The 18,574-nt window shown below is 67.5% G+C and carries 17 protein-coding genes; 11 read left to right on the forward strand and 6 right to left on the reverse strand.

The features are described from left to right. Nucleotides 1-47: 47 nt before the first annotated feature. The 3 genes from ACYVN4_RS05945 (at nt 48) to ACYVN4_RS05955 (ending at nt 3,378) form a co-directional block, all read left to right on the forward strand. Nucleotides 48-1,412, forward strand: a complete 1,365-nt coding sequence (locus tag ACYVN4_RS05945) for an ABC1 kinase family protein (protein ID WP_460718194.1) — start codon at nt 48-50, stop codon at nt 1,410-1,412. Between the two features lie 82 nt (nt 1,413-1,494). Then, entirely contained in the window at nt 1,495-1,740 is a 246-nt protein-coding gene (locus tag ACYVN4_RS05950; protein WP_460718195.1) for a hypothetical protein, read from the forward strand. Nucleotides 1,741-1,911: 171 nt separating this feature from the next. Beyond that, on the forward strand, nt 1,912-3,378 hold the full coding sequence (locus tag ACYVN4_RS05955) for a glyceraldehyde-3-phosphate dehydrogenase (RefSeq protein WP_460718196.1): 1,467 nt from the start codon (nt 1,912-1,914) through the stop codon (nt 3,376-3,378). Nucleotides 3,379-3,456: 78 nt separating this feature from the next. On the opposite strand, the gene ACYVN4_RS05960 is transcribed toward ACYVN4_RS05955, so the two are convergent. The 4 genes from ACYVN4_RS05960 to ACYVN4_RS05975 form a co-directional block, all read right to left on the reverse strand. After that, nucleotides 3,457-4,104 (reverse strand): hypothetical protein, encoded by a 648-nt coding sequence (locus ACYVN4_RS05960; protein WP_460718197.1) that lies wholly within the window; start codon nt 4,102-4,104, stop codon nt 3,457-3,459. A 122-nt stretch (nt 4,105-4,226) separates the two neighbouring features. After that, complete coding sequence (locus ACYVN4_RS05965; RefSeq protein WP_460718198.1) at nt 4,227-4,469, reverse strand: hypothetical protein; 243 nt, start codon at nt 4,467-4,469, stop codon at nt 4,227-4,229. Between the two features lie 100 nt (nt 4,470-4,569). Continuing rightward, nucleotides 4,570-5,313, reverse strand: a complete 744-nt coding sequence (locus ACYVN4_RS05970; protein ID WP_460718199.1) for a hypothetical protein — start codon at nt 5,311-5,313, stop codon at nt 4,570-4,572. 94 nt (nt 5,314-5,407) lie between these two features. Then, a complete protein-coding gene (locus ACYVN4_RS05975; RefSeq protein WP_460718200.1) occupies nt 5,408-5,920 on the reverse strand; it encodes a maleylpyruvate isomerase family mycothiol-dependent enzyme in 513 nt (170 codons plus the stop codon). Nucleotides 5,921-5,965: 45 nt separating this feature from the next. Here ACYVN4_RS05975 and ACYVN4_RS05980 point away from each other — a divergent pair, with 45 nt between their 5' ends. Further along, on the forward strand, nt 5,966-6,826 hold the full coding sequence (locus tag ACYVN4_RS05980) for a helix-turn-helix domain-containing protein (protein ID WP_460718201.1): 861 nt from the start codon (nt 5,966-5,968) through the stop codon (nt 6,824-6,826). On the opposite strand, the gene ACYVN4_RS05985 is transcribed toward ACYVN4_RS05980, so the two are convergent. Then, nucleotides 6,827-7,741 carry a cutinase family protein gene (locus ACYVN4_RS05985; protein WP_460718202.1) on the reverse strand — a complete coding sequence of 305 codons (915 nt, stop codon included), beginning with the start codon at nt 7,739-7,741 and terminating at the stop codon, nt 6,827-6,829. It abuts the gene before it with no gap. Between the two features lie 308 nt (nt 7,742-8,049). On the opposite strand from ACYVN4_RS05985, the gene ACYVN4_RS05990 reads away from it, so the two are divergent. From ACYVN4_RS05990 to ACYVN4_RS06015, 6 genes are all read left to right on the forward strand, one after another. Further along, a complete protein-coding gene (locus ACYVN4_RS05990) occupies nt 8,050-9,636 on the forward strand; it encodes an MAC/perforin domain-containing protein (RefSeq protein WP_460718203.1) in 1,587 nt (528 codons plus the stop codon). Between the two features lie 134 nt (nt 9,637-9,770). Continuing rightward, nucleotides 9,771-11,264 (forward strand): alpha/beta fold hydrolase, encoded by a 1,494-nt coding sequence (locus ACYVN4_RS05995; RefSeq protein ID WP_460718204.1) that lies wholly within the window; start codon nt 9,771-9,773, stop codon nt 11,262-11,264. A 46-nt stretch (nt 11,265-11,310) separates the two neighbouring features. Beyond that, nucleotides 11,311-11,991: a response regulator transcription factor gene (locus ACYVN4_RS06000; protein WP_460718205.1), complete on the forward strand. Its 681-nt coding sequence runs from the start codon at nt 11,311-11,313 to the stop codon at nt 11,989-11,991. After that, a complete protein-coding gene (locus tag ACYVN4_RS06005) occupies nt 11,991-13,364 on the forward strand; it encodes an ATP-binding protein (RefSeq protein WP_460718206.1) in 1,374 nt (457 codons plus the stop codon). Before ACYVN4_RS06000 ends, ACYVN4_RS06005 begins: the two co-directional genes overlap by 1 nt. A 490-nt stretch (nt 13,365-13,854) precedes the next feature. Continuing rightward, nucleotides 13,855-14,412 (forward strand): TetR/AcrR family transcriptional regulator, encoded by a 558-nt coding sequence (locus ACYVN4_RS06010; RefSeq protein ID WP_460718207.1) that lies wholly within the window; start codon nt 13,855-13,857, stop codon nt 14,410-14,412. A gap of 93 nt (nt 14,413-14,505) precedes the next feature. Next, nucleotides 14,506-16,185: an alpha/beta fold hydrolase gene (locus ACYVN4_RS06015; RefSeq protein WP_460718208.1), complete on the forward strand. Its 1,680-nt coding sequence runs from the start codon at nt 14,506-14,508 to the stop codon at nt 16,183-16,185. Nucleotides 16,186-16,190: 5 nt separating this feature from the next. Here the strand turns inward: ACYVN4_RS06015 and ACYVN4_RS06020 are convergent, their stop codons facing one another. Then, nucleotides 16,191-16,922 carry a DUF7873 family protein gene (locus ACYVN4_RS06020; protein ID WP_460718209.1) on the reverse strand — a complete coding sequence of 244 codons (732 nt, stop codon included), beginning with the start codon at nt 16,920-16,922 and terminating at the stop codon, nt 16,191-16,193. 184 nt (nt 16,923-17,106) lie between these two features. Here ACYVN4_RS06020 and gndA point away from each other — a divergent pair, with 184 nt between their 5' ends. Further along, a complete protein-coding gene (gndA, locus tag ACYVN4_RS06025) occupies nt 17,107-18,549 on the forward strand; it encodes an NADP-dependent phosphogluconate dehydrogenase (RefSeq protein ID WP_460718210.1) in 1,443 nt (480 codons plus the stop codon). Nucleotides 18,550-18,574: the final 25 nt, after the last annotated feature.

An 18,574-nucleotide genomic window follows, 5' to 3' on the forward strand; every position in this document is an offset into this window, starting at 1 on the left:
GACGGGTAATCCCATTTCCGGGTGTGATGCGCGCGAACGGGCAGTCGATGCCGACGAATCGGCTGGTCCGCGACGCCAAGCTGGCCGGATTGCCGGTGGCGTACGCGGGTCGGCGGATGGCCGGGCGTGGACGCCGGTTGCTGGGGCGGTCGGCGGCCGATATCGATCGGCAGGTGCAATTGCGCACCGCCGAGCACCTTTTCGAGGTGCTCGGGGAATTGAAGGGCTGCGCCGCCAAGGTCGGGCAGCTGGCCGCGGTGTATCGATCGATCCTGCCGTTCGACGCGGTCGGCCCCGAGTGGGCGGAGCTGGCCGAGGCGGCGGGCGAGGCGATGAGCCGGTTGCAGGATTCGGTGCCGCCGATGCTGCCGGGGCTGGTGCATCAGGTGCTGGCCGCGAGCTTCGGCGACGAATGGCGCGGCCTGTTCCGCAGTTTCGAGGATCGCCCGGCCGCGGCCGCTTCGCTGGGGCAGGTGCATCGGGCGATCTGGCACGACGGGCGCACTGTCGCCGTGAAGGTGATGTACCCCGGCGTGCGGGAGGCCGCCGAGGCGGATCTGCGGACCCTGCGCGGACTGACCGGGATCATCGGCGCGGTCATGCCCGGTGCGGATGTCGGAGCCATTGTCGAGATGGTCTGCCGGACGGTCAGCGACGAACTGGACTATCGGCTCGAGGCCGCGCATCAGCGGATCTTCGCCGCCGCCTTCGCCGGTGACTCACGGTTCCTCGTGCCCGACGTGATCGAGTGCGCCGACGACGTGCTGATCAGCGAGTGGGTTCCGGGGAAATCCTTCGGGACCTTGGTCGCCGATGCCAGCATGGGGGACCGCAGCCGTGCCGGTCTCGCCATTCTGGAATTCCTCGAATCCTCGAAGCTGCGATGCGAAATTCTCTACAGCGATGTGCATCCCGGAAATTTTCTGCTGCTGCCCGACGGGCGAATCGGTGTGGTCGATTTCGGGGCGTGCGCTCCGGTGCCCCCGCATCTGCGCCGCTTGGTCGCCGAACTCGGTGACGCCCTCTACAACGGCACCCCGGAGCAACTCGAAACCTCGCTGCGCACCTATGGATTCGTGCAACCGGGACAGGACTTCGATGTCGACGAGCTGGTCCGCATCGTGTCGCCGTTCCTGGATGTGTTGCTGCAGGACGATTTCCGGCTCACCACCGAGTGGATGCGGGAGCAGGTCGGCGTGATCACGCGGATCCAGCTGTCCAATGTCTTCCGGCAGATGACGCTGCCGCCGGAGCTCACCACGATGGCGCGGGCGGCGGTGTCGGCCATGGGCGTGCTGTGCCAACTGGGCACCGGTCCAATTCGGGATGTATTCCTGTGCGGCTGGCCGGAATTGGCCGAGGTGGTGCAACGCTATGAGATTGGTAGCAAACGGGCCGAAACGCTCATGTGAATTGGCGATGTTTCATATGCTCTGGCGCGCGGAGTGGGGGAAGTCAGCACTCGCTCCGGTGCACAGATAAGAGGACAGCTTCATGAAACGAACCATTATCGCCGGCTTCGCGGCCTGCGCACTGCTCGGTGCCGGGATGGGAACGGCTGCGGCGGACGGGATTCCGCTCACCACCGATGTCGACCTCATCTCGCCCGGATCGGCCATGGACCTGGGCCAGGCCGTCGGAGCCGGATCCGTGAACGCGGGCAGCGCGACCGCGGGGCTCGGCAGCGCATTCAGCGGTGGCTACCTCGACGGGGTGCTCAGCAGCCTCTCGGCGCACTAGCGCCCCGATCGGGCGGAGGCGGCCGTGTCGGGGCGGCCGCCCTCACAACGATCCGGATCGCGGATGCACAGAGCGATCTGGATCTCACATGCGGGGAGCCGCGGATTGTGATACTCCGCCGCTGGATAGCATCGGTTCTCGTACGGATCGGCCAGACCCCGAGGACTTGTGTTGACTACCGACCATCTTGACCGCTGGAATGCTCACGAGGCTGCGGCGGAGGCGATGATTCCGATCATCGGAAAGCTCTATCGCGATAAGGGCGTGACGATCCTGCTGCACAGCCGGTCGCTGGTGAACAAGTCGGTGATCAGCATTCTGCGGACCCACCGGTTCGCGCGGCAGATCGAGGGCGAGGAACTGTCGGTCGACGAGACCTTCCCGTTCCTCGAGGTGCTCAGCGGCATGGACCTGGGCCCGAGCAAGATCGACCTGGGCCGCCTGGTCATGGCCTACCGCGCCGACGAGCGCGGGCTGCCGGTCGCGGAGTTCGCCGCCGACGTACTGGCCGACATCACCGCCGGGAACAAGGCGCAGGCCCCGGGCCCGCGCGACGTCGTGCTCTACGGCTTCGGCCGGATCGGGCGACTGGTCGCCCGGCTGCTCATCGAGAAGGTCGGCTCGGGCAACGGCCTGCGCGTGCGGGCCGTCGTGGTGCGCAAGGGCGGCGAGGAGGACCTGGTCAAGCGGGCCTCGCTGCTGCGGCGGGACTCGGTGCACGGGCAGTTCAACGGGACCATCAAGGTCGACGCCGAGAACTCCTCGATCATCGCCAATGGCAACGAGATCAAGTTCATCTACAGCAACGACCCCTCGGAGATCGACTACACCGAGTACGGGATCAACGACGCCATCCTGATCGACAACACCGGCAAGTGGCGCGACCGCGAAGGGCTCGAGAAGCACCTGCGTCCCGGCATCGCGAAGGTTGTGCTGACCGCGCCCGGCAAGGGTGATGTGCCGAATATCGTGCACGGCGTCAACCACCGGGAACTGGATCTGTCGCAGACCATCTACTCCTGCGCGTCCTGCACCACCAACGCGATCGTGCCGCCGCTCAAGGCGATGGACGACGAGTTCGGCATCGTGCGCGGGCACGTCGAGACGGTGCACTCGTTCACCAATGACCAGAACCTGCTGGATAACTACCACAAGTCCGATCGCCGCGGCCGGTCCGCGCCGTTCAACCTGGTGCTCACCGAGACCGGCGCGCAGTCCGCGGTGAAGAAGGCCATGCCGGACTTCGCGGCCAAGATCACCGGCAGCTCGATTCGCGTTCCCACGCCGGATGTCTCGGTGGCGATCCTGAATCTGCAGCTGCGGCGCGAGACCACGCGCGAGGAGGTGCTCGAGTACCTGCGGCAGGTGTCGCTGTCGGGTCCGCTGAGCCGCAACCTCGATTTCACCGCGGCCACCGACGTGGTGTCGAGCGACTTCATCGGGTCGCGCGCGGCCTCGATCGTGGACGCCAATGCCACCATCGTCGACGGTGACACCGCGATCCTCTACCTGTGGTACGACAACGAATTCGGTTACTCGTGCCAGGTGGTGCGGACCGTGCAGTACATCTCGGGGATCGAGTACCCGACCTACCCGCAGCTGAGTGCGGACCAGCTCGTGCCGGTCGCGGCGGGCTAGACGCGGTAGCGGAATTCAGCGCCCGCACAGACGAATTCGGGCCCCGGCGGTTGCTCCGCCGGGGCCCGATCGTTGGTCCTAGCTGGGTGTGACCGGCTGCCAGCACACCACGCGGGCGGGCTGCGGGGTGACCGTCGCCCCGGCGGGCATGGCGCACTGACTGGTGTCGGTGCTGCCGTCGTAGCGCGCGCCGACCTGCGCGGTGACGCCCGCGCCGTTCTTGGCGGCACAGTCGACCGGGGTGATCTGGTTGACGTCGGCCTGCATGCTGAAGCAGTCACCGACCTTCACGTTCGGCGCGAAGCACAGCGAATGGTTGCCGTCGGTCAGGACGAAATAGGCCGCGTCCTTGAGCTTTCCGTCCGGGCAGGTGGCGCCGTTGGTGACCGCGGCGGCCAGTTCGTAGACGGCGGCGTGATCGGCGCAGGCGGTGGGATGGATCTTGCCGATCTGGGCGCTGCGGTACTCGTTCGCGGTCACGCAGTTGCCGACGGCCAGTTCGGGATCGTGGGTGGCCGTGGTGGTGTTGTGGGTGATGGCGGAGAGCAGGCCGAGCGCCAGCACCAGGACACCCGCGATGGCGACGAAGGTGCCGGTATTGCTGGGGAGCCTGGCCGGGGCGGAGGCACTTGCGGCCGGGGCAGTGGCGGGCGTCGCCTTCGAGCGTGAGCGCAGGACCAGTCCGGCGACCACCAGGACCACGCCGATCGCGGGGATGATGAACACAGTCTTTCGATTCCTTCCGGTCCGGTGACGGACACGGGCAGGAACGTACCCCGAGACGGGTGCCGGTGAGGCTGTTTTTAAATGAACGTGTTCCTGATTTTCCAGAGGCCCGCGACGAGGGCCTACTGATCGGCCAGCTTGCCCGCCGGATACCGCAGGTGATCGGCGGCGGTGGTCTTGATCCGCCACTTGAGCAGGTTCGCGACCGCCAGGATCGCCGCCGCGGCCAACGCGGTCAACAGAAACCGCGAGTCGCGCGGATCCAGCACGGCCAACAGGCCCAGCCCGATCAGGAAGGTGACGACATTGACCATCGCGAACGCCACCTGCTGGTTCGGGTTCAAGGCCTTCGTGGATGCGGACATTGCGACTCCTCGGATCACGTACATCGCCACGGACTGACTGACCGAACCGACGCTAGTCAGCCGTGGCGAGTGCGCGAAGGGACAAACGCCCCCAGCCGGATTACGCGTTGCAGTCGTGCTTGAAGGAGAGCTTGTCCGACCAGCGCTGCGAATTCGGGTCATAGGCCTGGATGTAGGCGTCGTTGCCGCCCTTGCAGGCTGCGTGGAAGCCGCTGGTCGGGTCCCACATGTTGGTCTCGTAGCCGAAGGACGCGCCGGGGTAGTTGCCGTGCTGGCCCGCCGTGACGGTGTAGGTGGCCAGACGAGTCCCGTTGTTGCTGTTGACGATCAGGGTGATGGTGCCGTTGTTGAAATGGTCGCCATTGATCTTGAACTTGCTGCCGGAGTCGGACACGTGTGTGCAGACATCGCCATTGCACTGGTCGCCGGAGGTGTAGGTGGTCAGCCAGATGTTCAGCGACGCCTTGCGGGCCGCGGCGGCGGCATTGTCGTCCTTGGCCTGCTGGCGCACCGCGGTGGTGACGCACACGACGTCCCCGGTGTAGGCCTCGCGCCAGACGAACCCGTTGACGCAGGTGTCGGGTCCGTACGCGCCGCCGCCTGCCTTGCGCGAGGCGGCGGCCGCATTGTCGGCCTTGGCCTGGGCGCGGTTGGCCGGGCTGACGCAAACATGGTCGGCCGCATTGGCTTCCCGCCACACGTAGCCCTCCTGACAGGTGTCGGGCCCGTAGTCCCCGCCTGCACTGGCGACGCCCATGCTCGACAGGAATCCGACACTGGCGGTACCGACGACGGCCGCTGCGAGCGCGGCGCGGGCGGCGGTACGAACGTGGTTGGCGATCATCGGTGGTGGTCCTTCATTTCGGTGCTGGTCGATGCGGTGCTGATCGAGTGCACTGAGAATGAGGCCGGCCACCAACGAACGACCAACGGAAAACTCACGGTCGGTGGCGACCGGTGGCTTGCAGCAGCAGCTCCGAGGCCGGGGCCTCCAGGGTGCGCCAATCGCCGTCCTTCCAGACGCGGTCGAGGGCGGTCCGGGCCGCGGCGTCGGGCATCTCGCGGGGCAGGCCGAGGGGGATGGCGATGTCCTGGCCATGGACCAGCAGGTCCATCAGGCGATCGGTGGGCGTGGTGCCCAGGGCGGTGACGCGCAGGCCGACGGTGGCACGCAACTGTGAGAGGAGCTGCGCGGGTGGCGTTTTCGCGGCATGCCGGAGGGCGGTATCCCGGATCATGGTGTGCAGGTCGCCGCGGGCGCGCAGCAGGCCGGTCAGGATCGTCAGTGTCGAAGGGTTGCTCGAGAGGATGACGTGCGCCACCACGTCCCGGACTCGCCAGCTCTCACACAGGGATTGGTGATTCCAGTCGGCGTCCGAGAGCGTGGACAGCATCTCGTGCAGGCTGGTGCGTTCGGTGTCGACGGCCTGCCAGATCTGTTGTGGTGTCATGGTTTCGACGGTAGGAATTCCAGTCGGGTGGAGGTTCAAGTGACTGTGAGCTATCGCACATCGCAGCGGCCGATCGGAATCGGGGAACTGGCGCGGCGGACCGGGGTCCCGGTTCGGACGATCCGGTTCTATTGCGACGAAGGCGTCTTGGCGGCGGGACGCAGTTCCGGCGGGCATCGGATGTTCGATCCGGACGAGGCGGTGGAGCGGCTGGTCCTGGTGCGGCGGATGCGCGGGCTCGGCCTGGGACTCGGGTCGATCGCGGCAGTGCTGGCGGGCGAGCGCACGATGGCCGAGGCGGTGGCCGCCGAGCGAGGGAGCGTCGACGCCGAACTGGGCGCCCTGGCGCGACGCCGGGACGCGTTGCTCGCGGTGGAGGATCCGCGCCGCGGATATCGGACGGTGCTGGACTTCTGGGCCCGGCTGCTCGCACCGCTGTCGCCGCAGGTGTTCGAGGCGTTCGCCGAGATGGATGTGCCGAATCCGGTGTGCGACTGGGATCCCGGCCGCGTGCTGGCCTTCGGCGAGCTGGCCGCAACGATCGCGGATCCCGAGGTCGGTGCGGTCATGGCCCGGCAGTTGTGGCGGGCGGACCCGGGCGCGATCCGCCATCCGCGGGCCTTGCTCAACGGGGTCGCCGAGGCGTGTCAGGAGATCGGCGGGCTGCTGCTGGCGAACGAGTCACCGCGGCCGGGGCCGGAACTGGATCGATTCGTGGCCGCGCACGCCTCGGGGCGAGGCGTGCGCGACACTCCGGGCTTCCGTCGCCGGCTGGTGGCCGACGCGGTTGATTCCGATCCCCGGGTGCGCCGGTATTGGAGCCTGACCGGCGAGATCACCGGGACCATCACCTCGGGTGGCGCCCAGCACTGGCTGGCCCGGGCGCTGGCCGAATCGTCCTGCTGATCAGTTGTTGTCGTTGGCGGTGTCGGAGAGCCAGTTGCGCAGCCACCCGGTGGCGGTGGTGCCGTTGCCGTCGACGACGTAGCGCGGATAGGACTGGTGCACGCCCGAGGCCAGGAACTGCTGGACCTGGCGCAGCCACTGCTCGCCCGCCGGATCGTCGGCCGGGGCGGACAGGATCGCCGACCAGCCCGGCATCAGCGCCTCGGCCAGGATGTTCTGGAAGGTCAGCACATAGCTGGGGATCTGCAGCGGATCCTGGGCGGTGAGCTGGGTGAGCAGGCCCGCCGAGCGGCCCGCCAGATCATCGTTGGGGACCGAGCAGTAGAGGTCGCCCGCCGCGCAGAAGGTGCGGACCTTCGGACTCAGCCAGCCGAAGCCGCCCGCCCGCGCGCCGCCCGCGCCGGTGCCGGGGACCTGCGGGCCGACAATGGCGTCGGTGGGGGAGCGGCGCGGGTCGGAGACCAGGCCGACGGCGGCGACCCGGTCGGGCGGGATGACGCCGATGCCGGTGCCGATCTCCGAGGCCAGGTCACCGGCGGCGTCCGCGCCCTGGCTGTAGCCGATCAGCGCGAACTTCGTTGCGCCGCAGCGGGCCGCCATGGCGGAGACCAGACCGCGGGCGGCATTGACGGCATCGTGCTTGGACTTGCCGTAGACCTCGCCGTCCCAGGGGAAGGCGGTCGCCGGGTAGCTCACATAGTCGGTGCGGACCTTGCCGGGCAGGCCGCGGGTGACCTGGGCGAGCATGCCCTGCTTCGGGTCGTCCTTGGAGGTCTCCCAGGTGCCGGGGACCGCGATGACATTGAGGCCGGGGCAGTCGGCGGGGGCGGCCGTGGCGGGTGCGCCGGTAGCCGTGAGGATTCCAGCCGTCAGAGCGGCCGCGGCGAGACCGCCGGAGAGTTTGTTGGATCGCACTGTTCGAAAGGACAAGGTCCACACCCCTTGTTCGGATCGTTCGGTCGATTTCGCTACACCGCCGCGAACATACCAAAGGAACTGGTTGGTTCGAGGGGTGGTCGACAGGAAACGCCGAGAGCCGGACAAACAGGATTATTGAACTGACTCAGCAGATTTCACGCGAAGCCCCCGCGCGCCGTTTCGGGCGTACGTGGAGCTGAAATTGTGAGACCGCGGGTATGTTTCTTAATTCCTTTGGAGTGCAAGTTCTTTCGACCGCGTAAACCCTACCATTGCTGTGGGGACGGCAACGGAAGGATCACACTATGTCGCTGATACCCGGCGCATCCGCTATCGGGCGCGGATTCAATATTCTGGGAACGTATAGCGCCAAGTCGCTCATGCCTCAGATAATCGCTCTTGGTCCCGAGGACAAGACCTGGGAATATCCGCCTACCGGGATCGTCTATCAGGTACCGGAGAACGCCCAGCCCACCGAGTCCACGCACACCACGGGTTCGTCCTATGTTTACAACACGGTCGAACAGTTCCAGTCGCATTTCTCGCAGAAGGCGGGCGTCAAGGCCTCCTACGGCGCGTTCAGCGGCCAGTTCGACATGGCCTATCAGAAAACTGTAAATACCGACCAGTCATACTATTACGGCATTTATGAAGCCGATTTCACCGCGTGGGATCTCCTACTCGGCGACCGATCGCCGGACAGTCAGACCCCGGCTTTCCGCAATGATCCGGATGTGAAGAACCTGCCCGATACCTTCACGCCGCAAAATCAAGAGCAATTCTTCTCGGTGTTCCGCAAGTGGGGAACCCATTTGGTCGACCGGGTCGTCGTGGGCGGCAGCCTCGACTACTACGAGGCCGTGCAGACCAGCTACTCCTCCAACCAGCAGTCGGTCAGCGCCAACATCACCCTCGAGTACAAGGCCGTATTCACCTCGGGCAAGGCCGAATCCAAGACGCAGTGGGACACCCTCGGCAAGAGCTGGTCCAACAGCCGGCTGGTCACCGTCAGCGCCACCGGCGGCGACAACTCCATCCTCGACGCCCTCAATCCCAGCTACGGCGACAACCACGTCGGCATCTTCACCCAGTGGTCGAACGCGGTCATGAAGAACCCGTCGGTCATCGAGTACACCCTGAAACCACTCAACCATCTGTTCTTCGGCCAGCAGGCCGCCGCGGTCTCGGATGCGTTGGAGGCGTACACGAACGGCGCGATCCTGGTCTTCGGCGCCACCGACTACACCCCGGGCACCGCACCCGGCGGCGGCAATGTTTCCACCGGCTGGGGCATCATCACCAATGGCAATGTGGCGGTGGCGTCGCCGCCGGTGGAACCGCCCCCGCCGCACGTCGTCGGGCCCGGCCAGGTGGCGCCGGTGGGCGGATATCAACTGGCGCTCTACGATCCGCACACCTACGAGCCGATCATGTGCCACCTGTACTACCAGACCTACCTGGGTCAGCAGTCGCTGAAACCGAATCCGGCGATCTATCACGCCATGATGACCGACCTCAACAAGGTCACCCAGCACGGATATGTGGCCGCGGTCAGCGGTTTCGGGATCGACCTGCAGAACTATCCGTCGCAGGAGTTCTCGAACTGGCTGTTGAGCATCGGCGCGACCATGAACCTCTGGAAGAAGTTCAAGGGCTACGACTACAAGGCCGGATCCTGCTGCTACGTGGTACTGGGCAGGCAGGGCTCGGTGCAGGGGCACGCGATCGAACTGCTGCAGGCGATGTACTCGCCCGCGAACTGGCTGGAACAGCCATATCTGTTCAATCTGAACCCGTCGGCGCTCGGGCTGACCTATGCCCGCACCGCCAATAAGGCCCTCGGGCAGCGTGGTTACGGCTCGCTCGTATTGCCGGAAGGGTCCGGGCACTAGCGTCCGGATTCTCCGGGGCGCGGATTCTTACACGCCTTTGTCATTCGTTTGAATCGGGTTTGACCTCGGCCGCGCACGATTCCTGTGAGCCGCCCGGAAGTGCCGGGCGGCGCACGGATGAGGGAGCCGACGGCATGCGCGCTGGAATACGGTCCGGAATGGGTTTGGCTGCGGTGGCGGCGATAGCTGCGGGTTTGATCACGGGATGCGATGCGGGCGAGCGGGATCGCGCGTTGGCGTGGTGTCCCACGGTCGAGGGGTACGCGGTGGACTGCGGGACGGTGACGCGGCCGCTGGTCGAGGGGCGGGCGGAGCTCGGCACGGTCGATGTGGCGTACGCGCGGATCAAGCATCCGGGCGGGGCGCGGGCGGCGGGCACCATCCTGCCCAACCCGGGCGGGCCCGGCGTGCCGATGATCTCGCACGCCGCCGAGGCCGCCCAGGGCACCGCCGGGCTGCTCACCGATCACGATGTGCTGCTGATCGATCCGCGCGGGACCGGGCTGTCGGGGCCGATCGACTGCGGCGTGGACGCGGACGAATACCAGCTGGGCACCCGGGAACAGCAGCGGGATCTGGTCGGCAGGTGCGCGGATCGGCTGGGGGACAAGGCGGCCGGATACACCTCGGCGGCCACCGTGGACGACTTCGATGCGGTGCGGGCGCACTTGGGCATCGACAAGGTGATCCCGTACGGCATCTCTTACGGGACGTATCTGATGCCGGTCTACGCTCAGCGTCATCCCGACCGGGTCGCGTCGATGGTGCTGACCGGTGCCTACCCGCAGGATCACGATCCGCTGCAGCGGCCCAATGCCGCGGCGGTCTCCCTTGCGCTGCAACGGATTTGCGAGCGCAGCCGGGCCTGTGACGGCAATACCGCCGTCGACGACCTGCGTTCGGTCGCCACCCGGCTGCGCGAGCATCCGCTGCCGGTGCAGGCCAAGTCGGAAGTGCTGCTGACCGAGGCCAAGCTGGCCAGCCTGGTGTTCGAGGCCGCCACCAGCAATGTCGGTGCGGCCCCGGAGCACATGACCCCGCTGGGTCTGCTGCCCGCCGCCCTGCACAACTCCGTGCGCGGCGACGACACCGGCTTGACCGAGTTCGTCCGGCTCACCACCGAGGAGCCCGCCTACGAGAACATCGGGCTCTACATCACGGTGGCCTGCAACGACTATCCGTCGCTGTGGGCGCGGGACGCGGCACTGCCGCAGCGTGAGCAGCAGTTCCGGCAGCGACTGGGCGAGGCCGCGGGCCAGTTCGGGGCATTCAGTGCCGAGGGCTTCACCGGCGGGCAGCGCGACGGCGGCGACGCCTGCCTGCGCTGGCCCGGCATCCCCGGCCACCAGCGGCCCGACCAGGTGACCACGCCGCTGCCGGACGTCCCGGTGCTGGTGCTCTCCGGTGATCTGGACGCCATCACCCCCGACGCCAACGGCAAGCTGGTGGCCGCGAAATTCGCGCGCTCGACCTTCATCTCGGTGCCCAACACCGGGCACGTGCCGGATCTGGAGCCGAGCGGCTGCGTGATCGGGGTCGTCGCGGGCTTCGTGCGCACCGGTGCGGTGTCGGGCGCGGAGTGCGTCGCATCGCTGCCGCCGATCGTCGTGGCCCCGGTCACGAACTGACGGGAGCCCTGCGATGACGGTGTCCGCCACCGACCAGACTGACCCGATGGCATCAGCGAAAGTGCTCGTGGTCGAGGACGATCCGAATGTGCGCAGCACGCTCGAACAGTTGCTGCGGTTCGAGGGGTATCGGGTCAGCGTGGCCTGCGACGGGCGGGAGGCGCTGGACCTGCTCGAGACCGACCGGCCGGATCTGGCGGTGGTGGATGTGGTCATGCCGCGCCTGGACGGGCTGTCGTTGTGCCGGACGTTGCGTCGGCGCGGGGATCGGCTGCCGATCCTCGTGCTCACCGCGCGGGGACAGGCCGGGGACCGGGTGGCCGGGCTCGACGCCGGGGCCGACGACTATCTCGGGAAGCCGTTCGACACCGAGGAACTGCTCGCCCGGCTGCGGGCGCTTCTGCGGCGCAGCGCACCCGCCGAGCCGTCGGCGCTGGCGGTCGGCGATCTGAGCCTGAACCCGGCGACCCGGGAGGTGCGGCGCGGCGATCGGGTACTCGAACTGACCCGTACCGAGTTCGACGTGCTCGAGTTGTTGCTGCGCAATGCGCCGGTGGTGCTCACCAGAGGTCAGATCTACGAACACATCTGGGGCTACGACTTCGACACCGAATCGCGGTCGCTGGATGTGTACATCGGGTATCTGCGGCGCAAGACCGAGGAGGGCGGTGCGGTGCGGCTCATCCAGACGGTTCGCAATGTCGGCTTCACCGTGAAGGCGGTCTGATGCGCGCCCGGCTCACCCTGGTGGTGTTCACCGCGACCGTCGTGGCCATCGTGGTCGCGCTGGTGACGGCGTATCGGAGCGTATCTCCGCTGGTGGCAGCGCAAGTCGATCGCAGCCTGGGGGACCGGGCCGACACCGTCCTCGCGGTGCTGCGCGCGGCGGATGCCCAGAGCGTGACCGGTGGAGCGGCGGTGATCATGCCGGGTGGCGCGGTACCGGTAGGAGCGATGCTGCCCGTGCGCTCCGACATGACCGAGCAGCTGCTGCTCGCGGACGGAACCGTACGACCGCTGACCGCGGGGCGAGATCCCTTGCCGGTCAGCGCATCCGACCTGGCCATCGCCCGCGCCGGAAGCGGCAGCGTCGAAACCGACGTCATGGTCGGCGACAAGTCCTACGGCATCCTGACCAAAGCCCGGCCCGGCGGCGGCGCGATCATGGTCGGCCAGGACTACGCCGAGGTGGAACGGGTCGACCGCGAATTCCTCTGGCGCACCGCCTCGATCACCGCCGTCGCGGTGCTGGTGGTCGCGCTGACCAGCTGGCTGGCCATCGGCCGCATCCTGCGCCCCATGCGCCGCCTCACCCAGGCCACCCAGCGCATCACCAGCACCCGCGACCTCTCCACCGTGCTCCCCGAGGCGGGCAACGACGAAATCGGCGACCTGACCCGCGATTTCAACGCCATGCTCGCCGCCCTCCGCCTGTCCCGCGCCCAACAGCATCGCCTCGTCCAAGACGCGGGCCACGAACTCCGCACCCCCCTCACCTCGGTCCGCGGTAGCGCCGAACTCCTCCAACGCGCCAAAGGCCGCCTCGACCCCACCGACGAATCCCAGGTCCTCACCACCCTGGTCCAGGAGGCCAAGGCCCTGGACGCCCTCGTCGGCGAACTAGTCGAACTCGCCACCGACCAGCACACCGACGAAAACCCCACGGAGCTGGACCTTTCCGAGCTCGCGGAGGGCTGTGCGCAACGCTTCCGCCGCCGAACCGGTCGTACCATCGTGCTGACGACCGAGCTCACCGGCGGGCCGACCACAGTCACTGCGCGCCCGCGAGCGCTGGCCCGCTGCATCGACAACCTGGTGGACAACGCCCTCAAATTCAGCCCGCCCGACACGGAGATCGAGATTCGTCTCCGCGGAACACAATTGGCGGTCCTGGACCGCGGGCCCGGCATCGACTCCGCCGACCAGGCCGCAGTGTTCGACCGCTTCTATCGCGCCGACCGCACCCGCTCCACTCCCGGCTCAGGTCTGGGCCTGGCCATCGTCCACGACATCGTCACCGCCCACGGCGGCACCGTCTTCGCGATCGATCGGCCGGGCGGCGGCGCAGAGGTCGGCTTCCGTCTGTCTCCCGAGCGCTGATCAGGCTGTGGGGCACGGGAATTAGGGAAGCCCCGGGGCGTAGCCTGCCCCGGGGCCTCGGTGGCCGCCCAATTGCAGCACGCCGACACGTTTAAGAACGAGATGAGTCTGAAGTTAACGTGACGCTCTACGTTTGAGCTACGGCCCATTGGTGGCTGAGCCGGCGGGAGTTGAACCCGCAACCTTCACGCTGACAACCCGTTCCTTCGATTCGGCGTTCGGCGGCGAATGCTGAAGCTGGAGCGATAATGTGAGTTTGAGTCAGCCGCGGTGCCTCTACCGTTGGGCTATCCCGCCAGGGATGGCGGGAGAGGGATTCGAACCCCCACTGGGCCGCTGAGCCGATCACATTGAACTTCGGTTTCAGCTTGCGCTCCTTGCGCATTGGAGACTCTAGACGGCGGCGCGGTGGTCGGCCAAGCCAATATCGGAGCGGTCCGTAGGCGGCTCCGGGTTGACGGAATATGTAGATCGGTCTACTTTCTTGGACATGGGACAGAAGGGTGCCGAGACCCGAGACCGGCTGCTGGACGCGACGCAGGAGTCGGTCGAGGCCGCAGGCTATTTCGGCACCGGGCTCAACCAGGTGATCGCGCGCAGCGGCGCGCCCCGGGGCTCGCTGTACTTCCACTTCCCCGGCGGGAAGGACCAGCTCGTCGGCGAGTCCGTACGCCGGGCCGGTGCGGCGATCGGCGAATCCCTGGGCGCGCTGGCGGATTCCGAGTTGCCGGTGGCGGAGGTTGTGGACCTGGTGCTGCGGCAGCTGGGGGATCGGCTCGAGGAGTCGGAGTGGCGCAAGGGTTGTCCGGTCGCGACCGTCGCGCTCGAGACGGCCGCCTCCAACGACTCGATCCAGGAGGTGTGTGCGGAGGTCTACTCCTCGTGGGAGGGCATTCTGTGCGCCCGGCTGGCCGGGCTGCCCGATGGCGATGACCTGGCGACCGCGATTCTCGCGCTCATCGAAGGTGCGCTGATCTTGGCTCGTGCGCACCGCAGCCGGGAGCCGCTGGATCGGGTCGGCAGGCAGATCGCGGTCTGGCTGCGCTGACTTCGACCTGGTTGCGCTGAACTCGGGCCGACGTGAAGTCGGCCCTTCCTTTTGACCAGAAAATATGTAGACCGATCTATTATTGGAGTGGGTATGGACGCAATCGTCTTCGGCGCAACGGGATTCATCGGCCGGTCGCTGGTCGCCGAGCTACTCGGTGAGGGGCAGCAGGTGGCAGCGGCGGTGCGCACCGATACCCTCACCCCGTGGCTGGCCGCCCGGGGGATCGACCTCGGCGGGCTGACCGTCGTCACCGCCGACATCACCGAACCGCTGTCCGGCCTGCCCGAGGTCCGCGACGTCTACAACACCGCTGCCCGCTACGCCTTCGGGCTCGAAGAACGAGAAGCGCGGGCTACCAATGTGATCGGGGCGATCAATGTCCTCGAATGGGCCGCGACCCTGCCGGGCCTGCGGCGACTGGTGCACGTGAGCGGATATCGGGTGAGCGCGCCGGACGGCGAGCCCGACTACGCCGGACTCGGGGCGTACGAGGCGTCGAAGTTCGAGGGCGATCTCGCGGTCCGCAAGCTTGCGCCCGAGCGCGGCGTGCCGTTGACCATCGCCAACCCGAGCACGGTGATCGGGCCCGGACAGCACATCGGCCTGGCCGGTCTGGTCCGGGATCTGTGGGATGGGCGACTGCCCGCCGTGCCAGGCGGTCCCGAGGTGTTCGTACCGATCGTCACCATCGACTACTTCGTAAAGTTCCTGGCACGCATCCCCGAATCACCTGCGGGCGAGCATTACTGGGTACTCGACGACAGCACTCCGCCGCTGCCGGAATTGATTCGCACGGTTGCCGAACATCTCGGCGTGCGAGCGCCGAGCCGCAGCGTTCCCGTCGGCCTGCTGCGCCGCCTGCCGCGCCAGCTCACCGGAGCCGATCCCGAGACGCTGTCGTTCCTCTCGACCGACCGCTACCCGACAGAGTCGGCCCGATCCTTCGCCGCCGCCGCGGGCCTGGAAATGCCCGCCGCGGACTCGGCCTTGCACACGTGGGCCGACGACTTGATCGCGGAACGTTTCGGCGCGGCCGCACCGTGGTTGCGCCCCTACGGTTTCCACACCGTGGCGGGCAGCCGAACCTGGATCACCGGCGACCGGCACACACCCGATCACGTACTGCTGCACGGTCTTCCGATGAACGCCGATCTGTGGGCTCCGCTCGCGGCGCGGCTGGAAGGCTCGATCCTGGCACCCGACCTGCCGGGTCTCGGCCGATCCGCGGCCTCCGACCGGCCGCTGGAGGCGTGGCTGGCCGACCTGCTCGGCGAGGTCCGCACCCGGCCGGTACTGGTCGCGCACTCGCTGGCCTGCGCTCCCGCGCTGCGCTACGCGGTCGAGCATCCGGACCGCATTGCCGGGCTGGTGCTGATCTCACCGGCGTTCCTGCAGGCTCCCGGTTCGGTGTGGACCCGCTCACCGCTGGCAGCCTGGATGCTGCGTCGCATGTCAGCCGAGCGGCTCGCCGAGACCCTGGGGCTCGCGCCGGGTCCTGAGATCGAGAGCGCCGCAGCGGATCTGCGCCGACCGGGGGCCGCGCGCCGAGTCGTCGAGGCGCTGCGGAGCGTGCACGCCGAGCGCGCACAATCCCGCGAACTACTCGATCGGGTGAGTGTCCCGCTCCAGATCGTCGTGGGCGCATCCGATCCGCTGATCGTGCCCGTCGCTCATCCCGTCACCGAAGTGCCGGGTGCCGGGCACTATCCGCAGCTCACCCACCCGGCCTGGCTGGCCGGACACCTCGAAACGGTGCCCGACCCGCGGTAACGGCGTCAGGCGAACAGGTACCCGAAGATCTCCGCACCCGTCTTGCGCTGCGTGATCTCGGCATTGTTCGCCTCTTCGCGCGCGAACTTCACTGCCTGCTGCAGCTTTTCGACGCGCTCGGTGAGCTCGTGGACGCGCTTGGCGGGCAGTGCGCCGGAGAACTTGATGGTCCGCCAGTACCCGACCACCACATCCTCGTGATACACCTCGACCTGCGCCGGATGCTTTTCCGTCGCTTCGGCTTTCACGTGGTTGCGCGGAATCTTCTTGGTGCGCACCGTCTGTACCGGCTCGGTGGCGTAGCAGTCGGCGGCCGCGTCGTAGTCCCAGGTCTCGGAGGCGTCCAGCACCGGCAGCTTGCGCACGAAGGTGTGCAGATCCGTCAGCTGCTTCTCGAGGAACAGCAGGTAGGTGATGGGCGCGTCCGCCACCAGGGTGCGGCCGTCCACCACGACATCCGCGGTGGCGGTGGTATTCGCCCAATCCTTGGTGGCGACCACGTCGAACAGTTTGGTCAGAATGTCCGCCGTGGTGGCCAGCACCTCATCGGCCTTCACCTGGACGCGCGTCGACTCGGGCGGCAACTGCTCGCCCTCCTCGTCCTTGGGACGGTAGGTGCGCGAGATTCCGCTCAGCAGCGGGTTCTTGGCCAGCTTGTGATGGGCCTCGGTGAGGTCGGAGAAAGTACGGGACTTGATCCCTTTCTCAACGGCGACAATCTGATTCAAACGCGTCATGTCCGGCACTGTATCGGTGATCACACCACGGCGACCAACGGTTTTCGGGCGGTCCCCGGGGTACCTACCCTGCGCCGGAGGCCGACCGGGTAGAAAAGGACATGGCGTCGTGGACGCGATCCGGGATGCCGCCGCCGAGGAGAATTCGTGCGGAAACACATCTGACGAACGGAGAGGCTGTTTCATGGCGACCTCGGAAGCGCGTGCCCAGATCGGCGTGACCGGCCTGGCGGTCATGGGTAGCAACATCGCCCGCAACTTCGCACGGCACGGGTACACCGTGGCCCTGCACAACCGCAGCATCGGCAAGACCGACGCGCTGCTCGAGGCGCACGGTGGCGATGGCGATTTCATTCGCACCGAGACGGTCGAGGAGTTCGTGGCCGCGCTGGAGAAGCCGCGCCGCGTGCTCATCATGGTCAAGGCCGGTGACCCCACCGACGCCGTGATCGAGGAGCTGGCCGCGGCGATGGAGCCCGGCGACATCATCATCGACGGCGGCAACGCCCTCTACACCGACACCATCCGCCGCGAGGCCGCCATGGCCGCGCGCGGGCTGAACTTCGTGGGCGCGGGCATCTCCGGCGGCGAGGAGGGCGCGTTGAACGGCCCCGCCATCATGCCGGGTGGGCCGAAGGAGTCCTACGAGTCGCTGGGTCCCATGCTGGAATCCATTGCGGCGCAGGTCGACGGCACCCCGTGCTGCACCCACATCGGCCCCGACGGATCCGGCCACTTCGTGAAGATGGTGCACAACGGCATCGAGTACGCCGACATGCAGCTCATCGGCGAGGCCTACAACCTGTTCCGCGACGCGCTGGGCTTCGACGCCAAGCAGATCGCGGACGTGTTCACCCAGTGGAACTCCGGTGAGCTGGAGAGCTACCTGGTCGAGATCACCGCCGAGGTGCTCAACCAGGTCGACGCCAAGACCGGCAAGCCGCTGGTCGACGTGATCGTGGACGCCGCCGAGCAGAAGGGCACCGGCCGCTGGACGGTCAAGTCCGCGCTCGATCTCGGCATCCCCGTCACCGGGATCGCCGAGGCCGTCTTCGCCCGCGCGCTGTCCGGCTCGCGCACCCAGCGTGCCGCTGCCAAGGGCCTCGCCTCCGGCGTGCTCGGCGAAAAGCCCACGGACGTCGCGGAATTCACCGAGGCCATCCGCCAGGCCCTCTACGCCTCCAAGATCGTCGCCTACGCCCAGGGCTTCGACCAGATCGCCGCCGGTTCCGCCGAATACAACTGGGACCTGCACCCCGGCGACCTGGCCACCATCTGGCGCGGCGGCTGCATCATCCGCGCCCGCTTCCTCAACCGCATCAAGGAAGCCTACGAAGCCGACCCGGCCCTGCCGTCGCTGATCCTCGCCCCCTACTTCCGCGAGGCCATCGAAACCGCCATCGACAGCTGGCGTCGCGTGGTCGTCGTCGCCACCCAGCTCGGCATCCCGGTCCCGGCCTTCGCCTCCTCCCTCTCCTACTACGACGGCCTCCGCGCCGACCGCCTCCCGGCCGCCCTCACCCAGGGCCAGCGCGACTTCTTCGGCGCCCACACCTACGAGCGCATCGACGCCGAGGGCAAGTACCACACCCTCTGGAGCGGTGACCGCAGCGAAGTCCCCGCGTAACTCGCGGTAGCAATTCCATCGAAAG

It is taken from the genome of Nocardia heshunensis, assembly GCF_054782115.1.